Consider the following 17,810-nt stretch of genomic DNA (forward strand, 5'->3'; position numbering starts at 1 on the left):
AATACTATCTCAATGCAAATACTGCAACTCCATACGCAATAATGACAGATATTGGGCCAGTTATTAAACGAGAGTAAAATAATGCTGGTACACCATATTCCACGGTTTCTGGTTCTGCTTCTCCTAAACTTAATCCTACTGGGACAAAATCACAACCAGCTTGCCCATTTATTGCAAATAAAGCAGGAAGTGCTAAATATGCTGGTATTGCACCAAGACCAATTTGTGTTCCTACAAGAGTACCTACTACCTGTGCTATAACTGCTCCAGGACCTAATATAGGTGATAAAAATGGAAGTGTACAAATTATTGATATAACTAACAAACCACCAATATTTCCTGCAAGTGGTGATATTACCTTTGCAATCCAATCCCCTAACCCAGATGCTAAGATAATTCCCATAAGCATACTTACAAATGCCATAAATGGTATTACATTATTCATTATCATTTGAATAGTATCTCTACCTGCATCGTAAAACTTTGATACTACCTTCCCTGCTCCTTGTCCAATAGAAAGTATTATGTTTTTCTTTGCATATTCTTGCTGAGCTTTTGATTTTACTTCATTATAATTATCAGGCTTTCTAATAGAACTTTGACTTTCGTTTTTATTTTCTTGAGATTTTTTTGGTGTTTCTTCCTTATCTACAACACTTATGCAATTAGTATTAACATCTGATACATAGTAATCTTCAGTTATAAATTTTGCTAAAGGACCTGTTTTTCCAACTGGGTTTACATTAATTGTAGGTATCTTTTTCTTTGGATAAACTCCACATCTTGCTGTTCCCCCACAATCAATAATAACTACTGCCACCTCTTCATCAGGAACTCCAGTTTTAAATCCATCTATAACCTCACAATCCAATAATTCTTTTATTTTTAATGTCACTTCATGAATACCACCAGCAGTCATTGATAATATTTTATTTCTAGTCGCTTCTTTTTTTATGTATAAAGGCCCTCCCCAACCAGAAGTTCCTTTTTCTATTTTTAATATTCTATTTTCATCCATTTTAAATCCCCCCTAAGCCTTATTTGTTACTTTATTTTTTCTTGTTAAAAATGCATACATTTTTTCTGTTACTACACCTCTTATAAAAATGACAATTATACCAACTATAAAATACCATAATGCCAATGTAGTTGTTTCCTTACCTAATGTAGTTAAACCTGCTGAAATACCTAGCCATACAAAAAGTTCTCCTGCATTTGCATGTGGGAAAAGTCCTGTAATTGGATGTACAAATGAAACAGCTGCATCATAAAATCCTGCTTTATGTTCCTCTTTTAGAAATCTACCAAATGTATAACACATAGGATTTCCTAAGAAAAATACTGACACTAATGGAAGTAAAGTATATCTTGTAAAAGCATTTCTTCCAAGTTTAGAAGCCCATTTATTTACTCTTTCTTCACCAACTATTTTAATCAATGAGTTAATAGCTACCATTAAAACAATTAATGTTGGAAGAGTCCCCGAAATAAGACCTACAAATTGTTCTCCTCCCTTTTGAAATAAACCAATAAACCACTCTGCACCTTTACTTAGACCTGTAATAACGTTTTCCATAAGATTATAACCTCCCTATAATTTCTTTAAATTTTTAATTTGATTAACTAGCTTTAATTCTACAAATTACATCCTTTTTCTGTAAGATATACTATTATTATAAATGTTTTTGTTTGATTAATATCATTTTAATATAATATTTTTGATAAATTAATACATCTTTTTTCAACTTTACAAAGGAAAAAGTTGTACTAATTAGAATTTTCAGAAATATACAAATTTTATTTCGACTATATTTTAAATTTTTCTTAGAAATTTAAGAACTTATTTTTATTTATTTTATTATCAAAACCGTCTATAGCTACTATAAATAAAAAAATAGATGCTCTTTTCTAAGCATCTATTTTCTATTTCAGTTTATTTTTAGTTTTATGGGCAGTTATTTTATAGGTATACAAATATCAATCTGTGAATCTACATTATCAGGTCCTAAAAATCTTTCATCATATATCTCGAAATCATCTCTTATATCAATTTCTTCATTTGTGCTTAAGAACCAAGTTCCCCATATATATTCATAAGTTTTATCTAACTTGTCCAAGCTACCAGTATGAGTGAATACAGCGTATTTTCCTCCATCAATATTTTTTGAAACAAATAAACTTGGTATACTTTCATAGCTACTAACTTCAAGCCCTATTGTTTCGTTAAATTCCATAGTTTCACTAAGTAAATGTATTTGTGGAGCTGCTTCACAAATTCCAAATGCTCTACTTGATGGCAAAGTGTTTGGTACCATATGATGTATTTCTCTAAATCTTTCCCACAAACTAGGTAATGAGTCATCTTCTAGTATTACTTTATCTCTTATACCAATTACTTTTATTGAATCTATCTCTTTTATAACTGGTTTGATTGTTACATTTTCAACTAAGTGTTTCATAAAATCTAATTCTAGCTTTTTCTTCTTTCCAACAAATACATCTATTCTATTTTTTCTATATTCTATGGGACTAACCTTGTATATAGATTTAAATGCTCTACTAAATGCTTCTGAAGATTCAAAACCACTATCAATGGCTATATCTAGTACCCTTTTATCACTGTATAAAAGTTCTTTAGAACTATTAACTAATCTTCTTTTTTTTATATAACTTCCTACACTTTCACCAAACATAGACTTAAATAAACGTGTTAAATGATAATAAGAGTATCCAGATTCTTTTGCTACATCATTTACACTTATATCTTCTTTTAAGTTATTTTCAATATATATTATAGCTTTTTCAAAATATTTTAAGTAATCCAATATTATACCCCTATCCTCTTTAATATTCTCAAGTATTATAATATTTCAAGTAATACTATTTTGTTTACTATACTAAAATATCATAAACAATTCAACATGATATAACACTTTCAGTTTATTTTGTATACTTTGACTATCTAAGATAATTAGAATATTTTTTATTCAATTAATTTAAAAAAATCCGATGGTGATTTCTCTATATTTATATTTACAAGTTGTGTTGTATACTTAAAGTTATCATTTAAATAGTAACTATTCCAACCATTCTCTTCCAATCCACCCCATAAAATATTAAATTTTCCCATAGTTAAGTCCATAACTATACTTTTTAAAGTTCCAAAGAAATCATTATAATAATTACAAGATAGACCTTGTGGATATTTTGAAGTCAATAAATTGATTAAATCTTTCTCACCAATCTTTTTAGAACTTTCTATATACTCTTTAATTAATTTATATCTATGAATAGAATTGCTCATTGATTGTGGCTCTAATTTATGAAGTTCCTCAATATGGACATGATTTGTAGAATGTAAAAATGATTCCCTTTTACTTTCTGCCTTATTTATTCTATTTACTTCTTTTCTTCCATCTAAAGTTTCTACAAGTGCAATATTTCCAGACTTATCTGCAATCAATAAATTAATATTATATGCTATTGGCATGTCTTCTATATATACCAAAGCTTCCTCTACATCCTTACAGTTTTCCAACAAATATCTAATAACAGCCCAAAATTGTAAACCTACAATAGCTGGCTTTCTCAGTCCCTCTGAATTACCTACAGGAAAACCACAAGATGACTGACTCACACCTAAACCACATTCATTCATTCCCTCAGTTCTACCAAACTGCATTACTGTAGTCCCAATATGTGCATATTTCCCAGTTACCTTAGTTTTGCATAATACAAAATCCTCCATCTTGTGTGAAAAATCAAAATTACGTGCAAACAGTACATGACCATTTTCAGTTAATTCTGGTGCTAATGCAAATTGACTACAACCTGGTCTAAGATATGTCATAGTATAGTATAAAATTTGATTCTGATTTACATGAATAGCATCAGCAAAACCTTGTAATTCTTCATTAAGACCTGGACAATATTTATCAAATAACTCTATCATGTACTTTTCTTCTTCTTCAGTTAGAGCATTAGATTTACCAATTTGACTTTCTATTAATTCTGGTATATCTACAATTGATTTTCCAAGTTCATATCCTATTTCATAATTTGTTCCACATAATTCAATATTTCTTACTTTTAAAGTTTCCATATATCTTCCTCCTCTAGTATCTATGTGTATTTGATTTTAGCATCTAAAATGTAACTTTTCATGATATTTTTTGCTATAACAAGTTTATAAATAATAAATGAACATATTTCTGAATTAATAGACATTACTAAATTATTTAAAGTTATAAATACATATTTAAATAAAAAATAGTAAACTAAAACGGTGAACTATACAAAGTTCACCGTTTATTTTCGATACTATATTTAATTCAAATTTAATAAAATATATTTTAATTTAAAATACTTCATTTTTAATATATTCTTTCTTTAAATCCTCTATAAAAATATTTATTATCTAAAAAGGCCCTAAATTAATCTGTACTGCAATCATCAAAAATACAAACCCCAAAACTAATTCCATAAGTATTATCTTTGATGCAAATTTAAACCATCTTGTATAAGGGATATGAGCAATAGATATTCCAGCCATAAGAACTCCTAGTGTTGGTACTATTCCATTTGCAAATCCATCACCCATTTGGTAAGCTAAAACTGCAACTTGTCTAGGTATTCCAATAACATCTGCAAGTGGAGCCATAAGTGGCATAGTTACCATAGCTTGACCTGTACCTGAAGGTATAAAGAAATTGATTACAGACTGCATAATCATCATTGCTCCTCCACTAAAAATCCTAGGAACATAATTTAACACTAATGACAATCCATGAACTATCGAATCTAAAATTACTCCTTGCTCTAATATAACTACTATACTAGATGCAAATCCTATCAAAATAGCTGGATAGACCATTTCTTGCATCCCTTTTACAAATCCAGAGGCAATTTTATTTGGACTCATACCATAGACTATTCCACATAGAATTCCTAGAGCAAAGAAATAAGCTGATAAATCTGACATTCCTAAAGAAAATTTTACAATCAATATCATCAGAACAAGTATTCCTCCAAAGAATGTAACTAATACTCTAATATTTCCAGAAGACAACTTATCGCCAACAGAAGACTCATCAATTTGCCAGTGACTATAATCAATATCTGATACTAAACTTTTACTTGGGTCTTTTTTTATCTTTTTACAATAAAAAATTATATATGCAGAAAGTAAAATCATTGTACAAATCCAAAATATCCATCTAAACCACATTCCTGAAAAAAGTGGTAATCCAGAAATACCTTGAGCTAATCCTACTGTAAAAGGATTAATTGTAGCTGAACCATATCCTGATGCAAGTCCTAACAATAAAATTCCTGAAGCAACTAATGCATCATATCCCAAAGCAATACATAAGGTCATCAATATAGGTAAAAATGCAATACATTCTTCATACATGCCTACAACGCCACCAGCTAATCCAAAAGTCAATACTAGACACGTAATTATAATCTCACCTTTTTTGCTTCCTTTACTTTTGGAGATAACTCTACTAATAAGGGCATCTAGCGAACCAGTAGAATTTACTATACCAAATGCACCCCCAATAATAAGTACAAAGAAAACTGTTACGGAATTTTTCCCAAGCCCACTTGGTATAGCTCTAAATACATCCATTATACTAACTGGATGTTGTTCTCCATACGTAAAACTTCCAGCTTGCACAATCATATTTCCAGTACTTAAATCTTCAACTCTATTATATGTTCCAGAAGGAACAATGTAGGTCATTATGGCTGCAAATATAATAAGACCTATCATCAAAACATACGCATCCGGGAATGTTAATTTTTTACTTTTGCTTTTAGTTTTATTAGTCATAACCCAATCCCCTTTATATAAAGTCTACTCTTCTTTCATTCGTTTAATTAGCTCTGGATTTTCAAATAAATCAAATCCTGTTAAAGCCAATATTTTTATACCATCAATTACTCTATCTTTTGCATATTGGTTTATAGACGCTTCTAAAAATTCTTTTGTATGTAATTCTTCTCCGTTTTCTGAAAATTTCATCAAAGGATGTATACATGGCATTATTTGACTTAAATTACCCATATCTGTTGAACCTAACATTACTTGTTCATCTTCATATATACCAAGCTCTTCCATATTTTCTGTAAATATATCTACTAAAACTTTATTTGCATTTAATCCTTGACAAGTTGGTTCAAAATGGTAAAATTCAAGTTCACATCCAGTAGCTATCGCAGCTCCTCTAGCACAATTTTTTACTTTTTCAACCACTTCATCGAAGTAATCTTGTTCTTTTGCTCGTATCTCTAATCTTACTTTTCCCATATCAGGTATTACATTAGCAGCAGTTCCTGCTTCTAGTATAATACCATGTATTCTAGTTCCATCTATCAATTGTTGTCTTAGTGCATTTATATTGTTATATAATAAAACTACTGCATCTAGTGCATTTATTCCATTATATGGTTTAGCTCCTGCATGAGATGCTTTCCCAGTAAATATGAAATCTAATCCTCCTATTGCTATAATCTCTGGAGTTACACAAGTTTTTGAATTTGGGTGTATCATCATTGCCGCATCATAACCATCAAATACACCATGTTCTATCAAGTAAGGCTTTCCATCCCCAGTTTCTTCAGCAGGAGTTCCAACTATACTCACTTCTCCTTTGTAAGTATCTAGTATACTTGCAAGAGCTATTCCAGCTCCAACTCCCATAGATGCTATCAGATGATGACCACATGCGTGACCATTTCCTGGAAGAGCATCATATTCTGCTATAAAAACTATTCTTGGACCATCACCATTTTTCTTAGTTGCTTTAAAAGCTGTAGCCATACCTGCTAAATTTTCCTCAACCTCAAAACCTTCTTCTCTTAAAAATTCTGATATCTTTTTAGCAGATTTATACTCTTGTAGAGCAATTTCTGGTTCATCATACAAAGATTGACATAGCTCCAAAATTTTTTCTTTCTTTAAATCCGCCACTTGTATTATTTTTTCCTTCATATCAATCTTACCTCCCATTGAAATTAATTTATATATTTATTCATATAAGATAAAACAAACTTATATTTATTACATTGAAACTATTTCTACACTTATTGTAAAACCTAATGACTTATTCAACAGTACAAATTTTTCTATCTACTATTTTATCTATTAAAATAAACAATCTTACTATATATACTAACCTTTAAAATAACAGTTTTAAATATAAATATGTATTTCTACATGTATAAATCAAATAACTAATAAGTAAAAATATAAACATATACATTAAAAATTATAATTTATTATACATTATATTGAATTCATATAACTTTGATATCTATTTTGAAAGTCCAATTGAAACATCTATATAAAATACTATAAAAACCATTAATTCAATTTAACTTCTGCTTGTTCTCTTTTAAGTATTTATTTTCCCAAAATTCAGCATTTTTTATATCCAATTCAACAGGATTAAAATTTCTATCAGCTCTTTTTATTCCTAATTTTTTCTGTCTTAGGTAGTCGTAATATGCTTTTATAGCTGGCTTTTGCAGTGTAAAGATAGCAATTAAATTTATATATGTTAAAACGCCTATACATATATCACCTAATGCCCAACTTGTAAGTGGTTCTATAAAACAACACATTGCTGCACATATTATAAGCATAAATCTACAGACATTTATTATGTGCTTTTCATGTTTTTGTGCTTTAATTCTAGTTACCAAATAAGATACATTTGTCTCCATCATATATGAGAATGCTAATAATGTTGTGAATGTAAATAATAATAAAACTATTGCTATAAAAATATCACCTAATTGAGGATGTAATGTATTTATTGCACTCTGCACATATTGTGGACCTGGCTCTACACCTGGTAGTACAGTTAAAACTCCTGTAACATTGTATTTTCCTGTTATTATAATCATAATGCCTGTAGCCATACATATTAATAATGTATCCACATAAACAGAGAAAGCTTGAACCAATCCTTGTTTAGCTGGATGACTTACTTCTGCTGCTGCTGCACCATAAGTTCCAGAACCTTCACCTGCTTCATTTGAGTATATACCTCTTTTAACGCCCCAAGATATTGCTGCACCTAACATACCTCCAAACATTGAACCAAATCCAAATGCAGATTTAAACATCGTTATAATAGCATCTGGAACTAAATTTATATTTACTATGATTATCACTATTGTCATAATAAGATATGCTCCACCCATTATAGGTACTACCTTTTCAGCAAATAAACCAATTCTTTTAATTCCTCCAAAAATTATTATTCCTAATGCAATAGAAGATGCAACTGCAATTGTCATTCTTGAAAATCCAAAAGCTTGATTCATTGCTAAGTATAAAGTATTTGATTGCGTCCCAGGCATAAAAAATGTATAACTTATAATTGCAACTACTGAAAATAAAATTGAACATCTTTTCCATCCAAGACCTTTTTCAAAGTAATATGGAGGACCTCCTCTGTACTGCCCATCATGTTCATCTTTGTATATTTGAGCTAGAGTAGATTCTACAAATGCAGTCGCTGAGCCTAATGTAGCCATTATACACATCCATACTAATGCTCCTGGACCTCCCATTGCTATTGCCACAGCCACACCAGCTATATTACCAGTCCCAATTCTACCAGCCATAGATGTAGCAAATCCTTGAAAAGATGATATACCAACCTGAGAACTATCTCCTTCAAGTAAAAGAGTCAGCATCTCTTTTATATCTTTTATTTGGAAGAATTTTAATTTCAATGAAAAATACAATCCTATACATAAACACATTGCAACTAATACAGGTGACCAAACAATTCCATTAATGGTGTTAACTAAATCGGTCACTCAACTCACCACCATTCATTTTAATTTATAGACAATAATTTAAACAGCTATGTACTAATATTTTGTATAAACTTTATTTAACTCAACATATCTTATAGACTTATTTTTTATTTTATTTATCTTATTTCTATCTTTTAATATGTAAACTACAACAATTATTACCAAAATTAAGAATATCAATCGATACATGAACATAAATGTATAAACTTTTTAACGATATGTGTTTGACAAACAATCAAACAATATAAATTGAAATACATATAAGGAAAAGCCCAAAGCCACTACATAAATAGCAGAAACAGTGTATTACGAAACTATTAATATATAGTTAGATAATATATAGTTAGATTTTATAATTTTCTTATTTATTATTAGATATAAAATTGAGTGCAAATATCATCTATTATTAAAATTCAGGTAAAATTTTTAAATCAAACAAGTTTATGTAAATATACAAATAGGTGATAATTGCTACTCAATCTTATATTTTTAGGGGTAACTTTATGCTAAAACTATACTAAAAACACTTGATAACATTTTAATTTTTCTACACTTTATTCATCAAATATAACTATAAATTTTAATTTAGTATTGCTTTTTATACAGTATTTATGTCAGTAGATTATACTGAAAGAAACACTCTATTATCAAATGAAACGTTTAAACTTTTAATTTCTCCAATCTTTTCTTTTTAACTTTTAATATATATAAACAAGATAATATTCCTATTACTAAAATAGCTATTTGGAATATAAATGTATATGTGTATCCTTTATTACCATAAGTGTCTATCCAATGCCCTATTAATGCAAATTGGAATACATCTGGTGAAAAACCTAGAGCTGCTGCTATACCTATAGTAGTAGCTGAATATTTAACTGGTACATTTACTTCCTCTTGAACTGCATAATATATACCTTTTCCCATATAACCTAATATACCTACTACAAATGTTAATGCTATAAATAAAGTCATTGGTGTTGATGAAGGCAATACTAAGAATAGAACTATTACTACTATACCAAGTACATATATTGGTAAGAGCACTTTAGTAGGTGATTTTACTTTGTCTGCACAGTACCCTCCAAATGGAGCGCCAAATAATTTTAATCCATGTTGTCTTATTATAGCCAATGCTCCAGATAGTGCGACTGAACCTCCAAGTACTGATGTTATATAAGGTGTAAAGTAAGACATTGTAACTGTAAATGAATATACACAGAATATACTTATACCTACTAACCAAGTATTTGGTGATTTTAAAACTACCATAAAGTCACTAGCAGCCATTTTTTCACTTTTACCTTCTTCTTTTTCTTCACTAATATCTACATCTTTAATTACAAACCATAATACTGGACACATTACTATAGATAATATTCCTAAAGATATCATTACCCATCTCATACCTAAAACAGGAGTTGAAAATAATGTATAAATATATAAGAATATAGCTCCCATTACTACTCCAGAAACTCCAACCATAGCTTCATTAAATCCATAAACTTTACCTTGATTTTCTTTTCCTATAACTCTAAGTATCTTTACCATAGAAGGGTAGTTCATAACTAGTGATGTAATTGCACAACCTACCCAAGTTACAACAGCAAATGTATAATTCATGTTAAATGCAAATAAAAATGATACTACTCCATTAAGAAATACAGAGCCTAAAATTATCTTTCTATAATCAAATCTATCTGCTAACCATCCTCCTATAGGAGCTCCAAATATATTACCTAATCCATAAATTGTAAGTAGAAAACCTAGTTGAGTATTTGAACATTGTAATGCTTTTAAAATTGGATCATACAATGTGTATTGGATAAATGGTATAATATAAACTAATTCCCAACATATGGCTATGATAACAAGTTGAATCATTAACTTTCCAAACTTTATCCCGTTCCCTTTTTCTCCCATAATTAAGCCCTCACTTTTAATATTTATTCACAAGCATAATTGAGTTCTTTTTTTATAACTTCTGCAAGTATTTTAACCCCTTCAACTATTTGCTCTTCTGACATTGTTGTATAATTAAGTCTCATAGTATTCTTTGGACCATTATTTGCAAAGAATGATTCTCCAGAAACATAGGCAACTCCAGCATCTATAGCTTTATCTAATAAATTATCTACATTTATACTTTCAGGAAGTTCAACCCATATAAACATACCTCCATCTGGTTTTGTATATTTTGCTTCTTCTGGAAAATATTTTTTCATAGTTTCTAACATCAAGAAACATCTTTTTTTATACTCAGCTCTTATTTTTTCTACATGTTCATTTAAATTATATTTCTTTAAGAATTCTATTACTTGTACTTGAGAAAATTGATTTGATTGTAAATCGATACCTTGCTTTAAAAGTTCTGCTTTATCTATAATATCTATATTCCCACACATCCAAGCAACTCTGAATCCTGGACATAACACTTTTGAAAATGACCCTAGATATAGTACTTTATCTTTAGTATCAAGTGATTTAAGTGTAGGTAGTGGTTCTTGTGTAAATCTTATTTCTCCATAAGGATTATCTTCTATTACTATGACATCATACTTGTTTACAACTTCCATAAAATCTTTTCTTCTTTGTAGAGACCATGTTTTTCCTGTAGGATTTTGGAATGTTGGTATTACATATATCACTTTTATGTTTGAATTTTCAGATAATAATTTATCTAAATCTTCTGTTACCATTCCTTCTTCATCTGTGTCTACTCCTAAAAAGTCACATTCATAAGGTCTAAATGCATTTATTGCACCTAAGTAACTTGGATTCTCTGTAACTACGATATCTCCTTTTTCTAATAAAATCATAGCACTAAGAGCTATACCTTGTTGTGAACCAGTAGTTATTATAATATTTTCTGGTTTTGTGTCAATATTTTCTTCTTCTTTCATTCTCTTAGCTATTATTTCTAACAACTCATCTTCACCTTTAGTAGGTCCATAAGCTAAAGCAAATTTTCCTCTTTCATCAAGCACTTGCTTAGTTACTTCACTTATTTCTTTTATTGGAAATAAGTTTGGGTCAGGAAGCCCTGCTGCAAAAGATATAACAGTTCCACCACTTGCCACCTTTTGAGCTATCTTCTTTTGAGAGTCTCTTATAGCTGAAGCCTTTACCATATCCATTCTTTTTGCATATTTCATAATAATTCATCCCCCTTTTAATAATTTTCTTATTGTGATGCTAAGCAAGCTAATGCTATTGAATTTATTTTAATTTCGGCTGTATCAGAACGTGAACCTAAAATTATTGGATTTGTTGCCCCCAAAACTATACCTGCCCACTTAGCTTTATTGAATCTAAGCCATGACTTTCCTAATATGTTTCCTGCCTCTATATTTGGAAATACAAGTAAGTCAACATCGCCAGCAATATTACTTTTGATTCCTTTATGCTTTGCTGCATATGCGTCAAATGCAACATCAAAGGCTATTGGACCTTCTACTATACAATTTGGTATTTCTCCTGATTTCACCATTTCTACAAGTGAATTAGCATCTACTGTAGATTGTATTTTGGGGTCTACCATTTCATTTGCAGTGAGTATTGCAGTTTTAGGATTTTCCATACCTATACTCTTCATAGTAAGAAGTGAATTTATCATTATATCTTTTTTCTGATTTAAATTTGGAGATACATTTATCCCACTATCTGTACAATAAAGAAGTTTGTGGTATTGAGGTAATTCATATACTGCAAGTAAACTTAAAAGCCTTCCTGTTCTAAGACCAAACTCTTTATTTAATATAGCTCTCATATAAACACTTGTATTTACTAACCCCTTCATAAGAATTTTAGCATCCTTATTTTTAACTATCTCTACAGCTTTTTTAACTGATTCATCAGGATTTTGACATCCTATTATTTCATACCCCTTTAGTCCAATCTCTTTTGATATATTTTCTATTTTATCTTTATCGCCTACGAGAATTGGCTTTATAAGATTTAAATCTGTTGCTGATTTTACAGCTTTTAACACTTCTTCATCTTCTGCAACAGCAACACTTACAATAACAGGTTCAAGTTTTTTAGCTTCTTCTAATAAATTATTAAAATCTTTTAACATATTTTTTCTCCTAAATATTAATAAGTTTTTGCCATTTCTTCTCCATTAAGAACTCTAAGAGCTCCAAGAGCAAGTGCTTCCATTTCCATCTCACCTGCCACTATCTCTACTGGTGCTAAATATGAAACTTTTTCTATTATTCCTTTAGTTACCATTTCCGAATGTGATATTCCCCCTGTTAAAATAATCCTATCTATATCTCCAGAAAGTGAAGCTCCATACATAGAAATTTCTTTAGCTGTTTGATAGATAAATGCATCCATTATGAGTTTAGCTTTTTCATCACCATCTTTAATTCTATTTTCAATTTCTATCATATCTTTTGTTCCCAAATAATCATACATCCCTCCAATTGAGCTTACTTTTGCAACCATTTCATCATGAGTATATTTTCCTGAGTAACATAATTCTATAAGAGGGTATGCAAGTAATCCTCCACTTCTTTCTGGAGAAAATGGACCATCAGACCTTCCACCACTTCCATCTATCATTTTTCCTTTTTTGTGTGCTACAATTGATATTCCAGAACCTAGATGAGCTACAATAAAGTTATACTCTTCATATTTTCCACCTAGTTTTTGTGCTATTTTTCTTGAGACAGCTTTATGATTTAGTGCATGCAACCAGCTAGCTTTTTCTATATCTGATATACCTGTAATCCTTGATACATCATCAAATTCATCTACAGAAACTGGGTCTACTACAAATGACTTCACTCCTATTTCATCTGCTATAGTCTTAGCTAACAATGCACCTAAGTTTGATGCATGTTCTCCATTTATTTCATTTCTCATGTCCTCAATCATTTCTTTACTTACGATATAAGTACCACCTTTTATAGCCTTCATAAGTCCACCACGACCCACTACTGCATCAAAAGAATTTATATCATGATTTTCACTACTTAAAACATCCACTATTAATTGCTTTCTATAATCATATTCATCAAATACCTTGGAAAAATTTTTTAAATCTTCTCTTGTATGAGTTATATTTTTTTTCAAAACTTCATCTTTATCTTGAAATACAGAAATCTTTGTAGATGTACCACCAGGATTAATTACTAAAATTTTCACTTCAACGCCTCCTCGGTTTCATACTGTAGAACGTCGTTCTGTTATATTTTTAAAAATTTTGTCGTCCTATCACTCAGAACGACGTTCTATATTTTATTAATTAAATACTAACACATAAAAATGAGTATTTCAATAATAATTTTAAATATTTAAAATATTCACTCATAGTCATATCCAGCTTCAAATGCTTCTACATTTTTAGCATTAAACTTTCCTTTACCTTGATTTTCAAAGTATTCACACATGCCACTTTCAAATTCTTCTTTTGTAAATAAATCTAAATTCTTTACCATAGCACCTAACATACAAATATTAGCAGACTTTTCATTCCCTAAATTTTGAGCTATTTCAGTAACAGGTACTTTTATAACATTAATATCTTCTCTATATTTTCTATCCTTATTTACTAATGATTCATTGACAAACATATAACCATTTACTTTCATTAAACTTTCATATTTATCTACTGATACACTATTCATTCCCAATAATATATCTGGGTTTTTTACACAAGGATTTGCAATTTTCTCATCACTTACAACAACATTACAATTTGCACTTCCTCCTCTCATCTCATTTCCATAAGATGGGAACCATGTAATCTTTTTTTCTGCCTTATATGCAACATACATTATAATTTTTCCTGCTGTAAGAACTCCCTGTCCTCCAAAACCAGCACATATAATTTCATTTAACATATTATTTCCTCCCTAATCAATAAATTCTCCAAGTGGATACTTTGGAACAAGTTCGTTTTCTATTCTCTTCATAGCATCTACTGGCTTTAATCCCCAGTTTGTTGGACATGGTACAAGTATTTCTATTAAGCAAAAGCCTTTCTTATCTTTTTGTTTTTCAAGTGCTTTTTTGATATATCTTTTTGTTGTATTTATTTCTTTAGGGTTAGTTATCGTTCCTCTTGCCAAATATGCTATATCTAAATTTCCCATAACCTTTACAACATCAAATGTTGAACCATGGTCTTCATATGTTCTACCTGCTGGAGTAGAAGCTGTATGTTGACCTTCTACAGTAGTTGGAGCCATTTGTCCACCTGTCATTGCAAACATATTATTATTCATAACTAAAAATATTACATTATCATTTCTAGTAGCAGCTGACATAGTTTCTCCAAGCCCTATTGCATAAGCTCCACCATCTCCAGCTATTGTAAATATATATTTATCTGGTCTAACTCTTTTCATAGCTGCCATAGCTGCACCCATTTTACCATGAGGAGGAACAACAACATCTACATTCATACTAAATTGAAACATATGATTACATCCTATATCTGAGCATATAATCGTATCTTGACATATATCCATTTCTGTTAATACTTCTCCAATAATTCTATCGACTATAGAGTGTCCACAGCCTCCACAGAACATATTTTCACACATCATTATTGCTGGTGCTTTTTTAGCCATAATTAAAATACCTCCTCTTGCTTAGCTTTTCCATCTATAATCTCTTGAGCAAAATCTATTAATTGATTTACTTCTGCCATATATTGAGCTGTTGCTACTGAATATACTGGGAATCTATTATTACATGCTATAATTACATCTTCCTTCATTTGTGCCATCATGTTCATTTCAACTGTTACAAGCCCTTTTAATGAATCTTTTAATTTTTTGAAAGCTTTTCTTGGGTAAGGCCACAATGTTTTTGGTCTTATTAATCCAAGTTTTATACCTCTTGCTCTTGCATCTCTAACTGCACCTTCTGCTATTCTTGAAGAAATTCCATATGCAACAAATACCACATCTGCATCTTCTATCTCTATTTCTTCCCATCTTTGCTCATTTTCTTGAACTTTTCTCATTTTTTCTATATAACCTTTTTGCCATGTATCTTGGTCTTCAAAATATGTTATATCAGTTATTACTTTATTTTTTTCTCCAACAGGAGTTCCTTTTGCTGCCCATGGAGCTTTATCCTTATCATATTCTTTCATTGGTGGTGCCATACAAGGTTCTACCATTTGACCTATTGTAGCATCAGAAAGTATAAGTACTGGATGCATATATTTTTCAGCTAATTCAAAAGACTCATATGCCATATCCATATTTTCTTGAACACTATTAGGTGCTAATACGATTAAATGATAATCTCCATTTCCTCCACCTTTTACAGCTTGCCAGTAATTATCTTGACCAGCTCCTATAAATCCATCTCCTATACCATATCTTTGTACACATGCTACAACTGCTGGTAAACCAGCTGATACCCAATATGCAATTCCTTCTTGCTTTAATGAAAATCCAGGTCCAGATGAAGATGTCATAGCTCTTGCTCCAAGTGCACTTGCCCCCATAACCATATTTACACTGGCTATTTCAGATTCACCTTGAATAAATACTCCTCCAACCTCTTTTTGTCTCCAAGCCATCATTTCTAATATCTCTGATTGTGGTGTTATTGGATAACCTGCATAAAATCTACATCCACCACGTATAGCTCCTTCTGCTAAGGCTTCATTTCCCTTAATTAATAAACTTTGCATACGTTTTCTCCCTTCCAATAAAAAGTTATTTATAATATCTCAAATACTAAATCAGGACACATTGTATAACAAGCGCCACATTGAACACACTTTTCTTCATCGACTTTGACTGTTACAAAGCCTTTTTTATTTGTGTAATCAGAAAGACTTATTGCTTCTTTTTTGCAAGCTTCAATACAAAGATAACACCCTTTACATCTTTCAACACTCAACTTGACTTTTTCCATTTTTCAAATCTCCCCTTTTATGTAGTAATTTTTTTACTTAATTTTAAATATATAATATTTATGTGGGTTTATTATATATATTTCATTATTGTTCTATTGTTTAGAACGCTGTTCTGTTTTTATTTCTTAATTAAAAGATAACACATTAGCTTAAATATTTCAACAACATTTTAAATTTTAAGAATATTTAATTTTTAATTTAATAAAAAAGAGACCCTATCTAAACTGGCATTTACAAATAACAATTTAAATTTAGTCTCTTTTCTCTATTCAAATTTATCTTTTAAATTTATTTTTTAAAATTATCTAAAAAGTTCAGATATACTCTTTGCAGTTTCTATAACTCTTTTAATCTTATATTCAAAGTCTCCCTCTCTCATCCTTATAGTAGGACCTGATAGACTTATTGCTGCTATAGCTTTATTGTTTTTATCCAAAATAGGTGCTCCAATACAAGTTAAACCATGTTCTAGTTCTTGGTCATCTAGGGCATATCCTTGTTCTTTTATTTTTGCCAAAAAAATCATCATATCATCCCAATTATCAATTGTATGCTCTGTATATTTGTGTATTGGAGTTTTTCTGTATTTTTCAAAATCTATAGAATCATTAAATGCCATAAGACATTTTCCAACCGCTGAACAATAACATTCGCTACTAGAACCAACTGACGGATTTACTGAGAGTAATTGATTTGAACCATATTCTTTATGTATTATGATACTTCTTGGAGAATCTTGAGCTCTTTCTTCTAGTATAGACACATTCACCACTTCGTTAAATTCTTGATTTAATTTTTTCGTATATGGTTTTACTATTTCAGTCAATGACATCTGTTCTCCCACAACCATACCTATTGCGTATAAATTTATTCCCAGCCAATACTTACCATTTTCAGTGTTTTGTATAACAAAACCTTTGTTTTCAAGAGTCACTAAAGTTCTATGTATCGTACTCTTATATACTCCCATAACCTTACTTATTTCAGTTATTCCCATCTCTCTCTTTTCATGATATAATAGCAAAATTATGTCTAGGGCTCTATCTAATGCATTTATTATTTCTCCCATATACAAATACTC

The 17,810-nt window shown here is 30.1% G+C and carries 16 protein-coding genes; all 16 read right to left on the minus strand.

The features are described 5' to 3' along the window. Nucleotides 1-4: 4 nt before the first annotated feature. Nucleotides 5-1,018: a PTS glucitol/sorbitol transporter subunit IIB gene (locus KGF50_RS01595; RefSeq protein ID WP_227846507.1), complete on the minus strand. Its 1,014-nt coding sequence runs from the start codon at nt 1,016-1,018 to the stop codon at nt 5-7. Between the two features lie 12 nt (nt 1,019-1,030). Then, nucleotides 1,031-1,576 (minus strand): PTS glucitol/sorbitol transporter subunit IIC, encoded by a 546-nt coding sequence (locus tag KGF50_RS01600; RefSeq protein ID WP_227846508.1) that lies wholly within the window; start codon nt 1,574-1,576, stop codon nt 1,031-1,033. Nucleotides 1,577-1,955: 379 nt separating this feature from the next. After that, nucleotides 1,956-2,825, minus strand: coding sequence for an AraC family transcriptional regulator (locus KGF50_RS01605; RefSeq protein ID WP_227846509.1), 870 nt, complete (start codon nt 2,823-2,825; stop codon nt 1,956-1,958). A 158-nt stretch (nt 2,826-2,983) separates the two neighbouring features. After that, the gene (locus tag KGF50_RS01610; RefSeq protein WP_227846510.1) at nt 2,984-4,102 is read right to left on the minus strand and encodes a C45 family peptidase; all 1,119 of its coding nucleotides are present in this window, start codon (nt 4,100-4,102) and stop codon (nt 2,984-2,986) included. A gap of 315 nt (nt 4,103-4,417) precedes the next feature. Further along, nucleotides 4,418-5,836: a YfcC family protein gene (locus KGF50_RS01615; protein ID WP_227846511.1), complete on the minus strand. Its 1,419-nt coding sequence runs from the start codon at nt 5,834-5,836 to the stop codon at nt 4,418-4,420. 24 nt (nt 5,837-5,860) lie between these two features. Then, nucleotides 5,861-6,997, minus strand: coding sequence for a M20 family metallopeptidase (locus KGF50_RS01620; RefSeq protein ID WP_227846512.1), 1,137 nt, complete (start codon nt 6,995-6,997; stop codon nt 5,861-5,863). Between the two features lie 377 nt (nt 6,998-7,374). Continuing rightward, nucleotides 7,375-8,838, minus strand: a complete 1,464-nt coding sequence (locus KGF50_RS01625; protein WP_227846513.1) for an alanine/glycine:cation symporter family protein — start codon at nt 8,836-8,838, stop codon at nt 7,375-7,377. A gap of 660 nt (nt 8,839-9,498) precedes the next feature. After that, nucleotides 9,499-10,761, minus strand: coding sequence for an MFS transporter (locus KGF50_RS01630; RefSeq protein WP_227846514.1), 1,263 nt, complete (start codon nt 10,759-10,761; stop codon nt 9,499-9,501). Between the two features lie 23 nt (nt 10,762-10,784). After that, on the minus strand, nt 10,785-11,993 hold the full coding sequence (locus KGF50_RS01635) for a PLP-dependent aminotransferase family protein (RefSeq protein WP_227846515.1): 1,209 nt from the start codon (nt 11,991-11,993) through the stop codon (nt 10,785-10,787). Nucleotides 11,994-12,022: 29 nt separating this feature from the next. Next, nucleotides 12,023-12,916, minus strand: coding sequence for a bifunctional enoyl-CoA hydratase/phosphate acetyltransferase (locus tag KGF50_RS01640; RefSeq protein WP_227846516.1), 894 nt, complete (start codon nt 12,914-12,916; stop codon nt 12,023-12,025). Nucleotides 12,917-12,933: 17 nt separating this feature from the next. Continuing rightward, nucleotides 12,934-13,992, minus strand: coding sequence for a butyrate kinase (gene buk / locus KGF50_RS01645; RefSeq protein WP_227846517.1), 1,059 nt, complete (start codon nt 13,990-13,992; stop codon nt 12,934-12,936). Nucleotides 13,993-14,150: 158 nt separating this feature from the next. After that, nucleotides 14,151-14,690: a 2-oxoacid:acceptor oxidoreductase family protein gene (locus tag KGF50_RS01650; RefSeq protein ID WP_227846518.1), complete on the minus strand. Its 540-nt coding sequence runs from the start codon at nt 14,688-14,690 to the stop codon at nt 14,151-14,153. A gap of 12 nt (nt 14,691-14,702) precedes the next feature. Next, the gene (locus KGF50_RS01655) at nt 14,703-15,422 is read right to left on the minus strand and encodes a thiamine pyrophosphate-dependent enzyme (protein WP_227846519.1); all 720 of its coding nucleotides are present in this window, start codon (nt 15,420-15,422) and stop codon (nt 14,703-14,705) included. A 2-nt stretch (nt 15,423-15,424) separates the two neighbouring features. Next, nucleotides 15,425-16,501 (minus strand): 3-methyl-2-oxobutanoate dehydrogenase subunit VorB, encoded by a 1,077-nt coding sequence (vorB, locus tag KGF50_RS01660; protein ID WP_227828227.1) that lies wholly within the window; start codon nt 16,499-16,501, stop codon nt 15,425-15,427. A 29-nt stretch (nt 16,502-16,530) separates the two neighbouring features. After that, nucleotides 16,531-16,728: a 4Fe-4S dicluster domain-containing protein gene (locus tag KGF50_RS01665; protein WP_227432605.1), complete on the minus strand. Its 198-nt coding sequence runs from the start codon at nt 16,726-16,728 to the stop codon at nt 16,531-16,533. A 302-nt stretch (nt 16,729-17,030) separates the two neighbouring features. Beyond that, complete coding sequence (locus KGF50_RS01670) at nt 17,031-17,798, minus strand: IclR family transcriptional regulator (protein ID WP_227846520.1); 768 nt, start codon at nt 17,796-17,798, stop codon at nt 17,031-17,033. Nucleotides 17,799-17,810: the final 12 nt, after the last annotated feature.

Origin of the sequence: Clostridioides sp. ZZV15-6598 (assembly GCF_020657705.1) — a bacterium.
Classification (GTDB): Bacteria; Bacillota; Clostridia; order Peptostreptococcales; family Peptostreptococcaceae; genus Clostridioides; species Clostridioides difficile_F.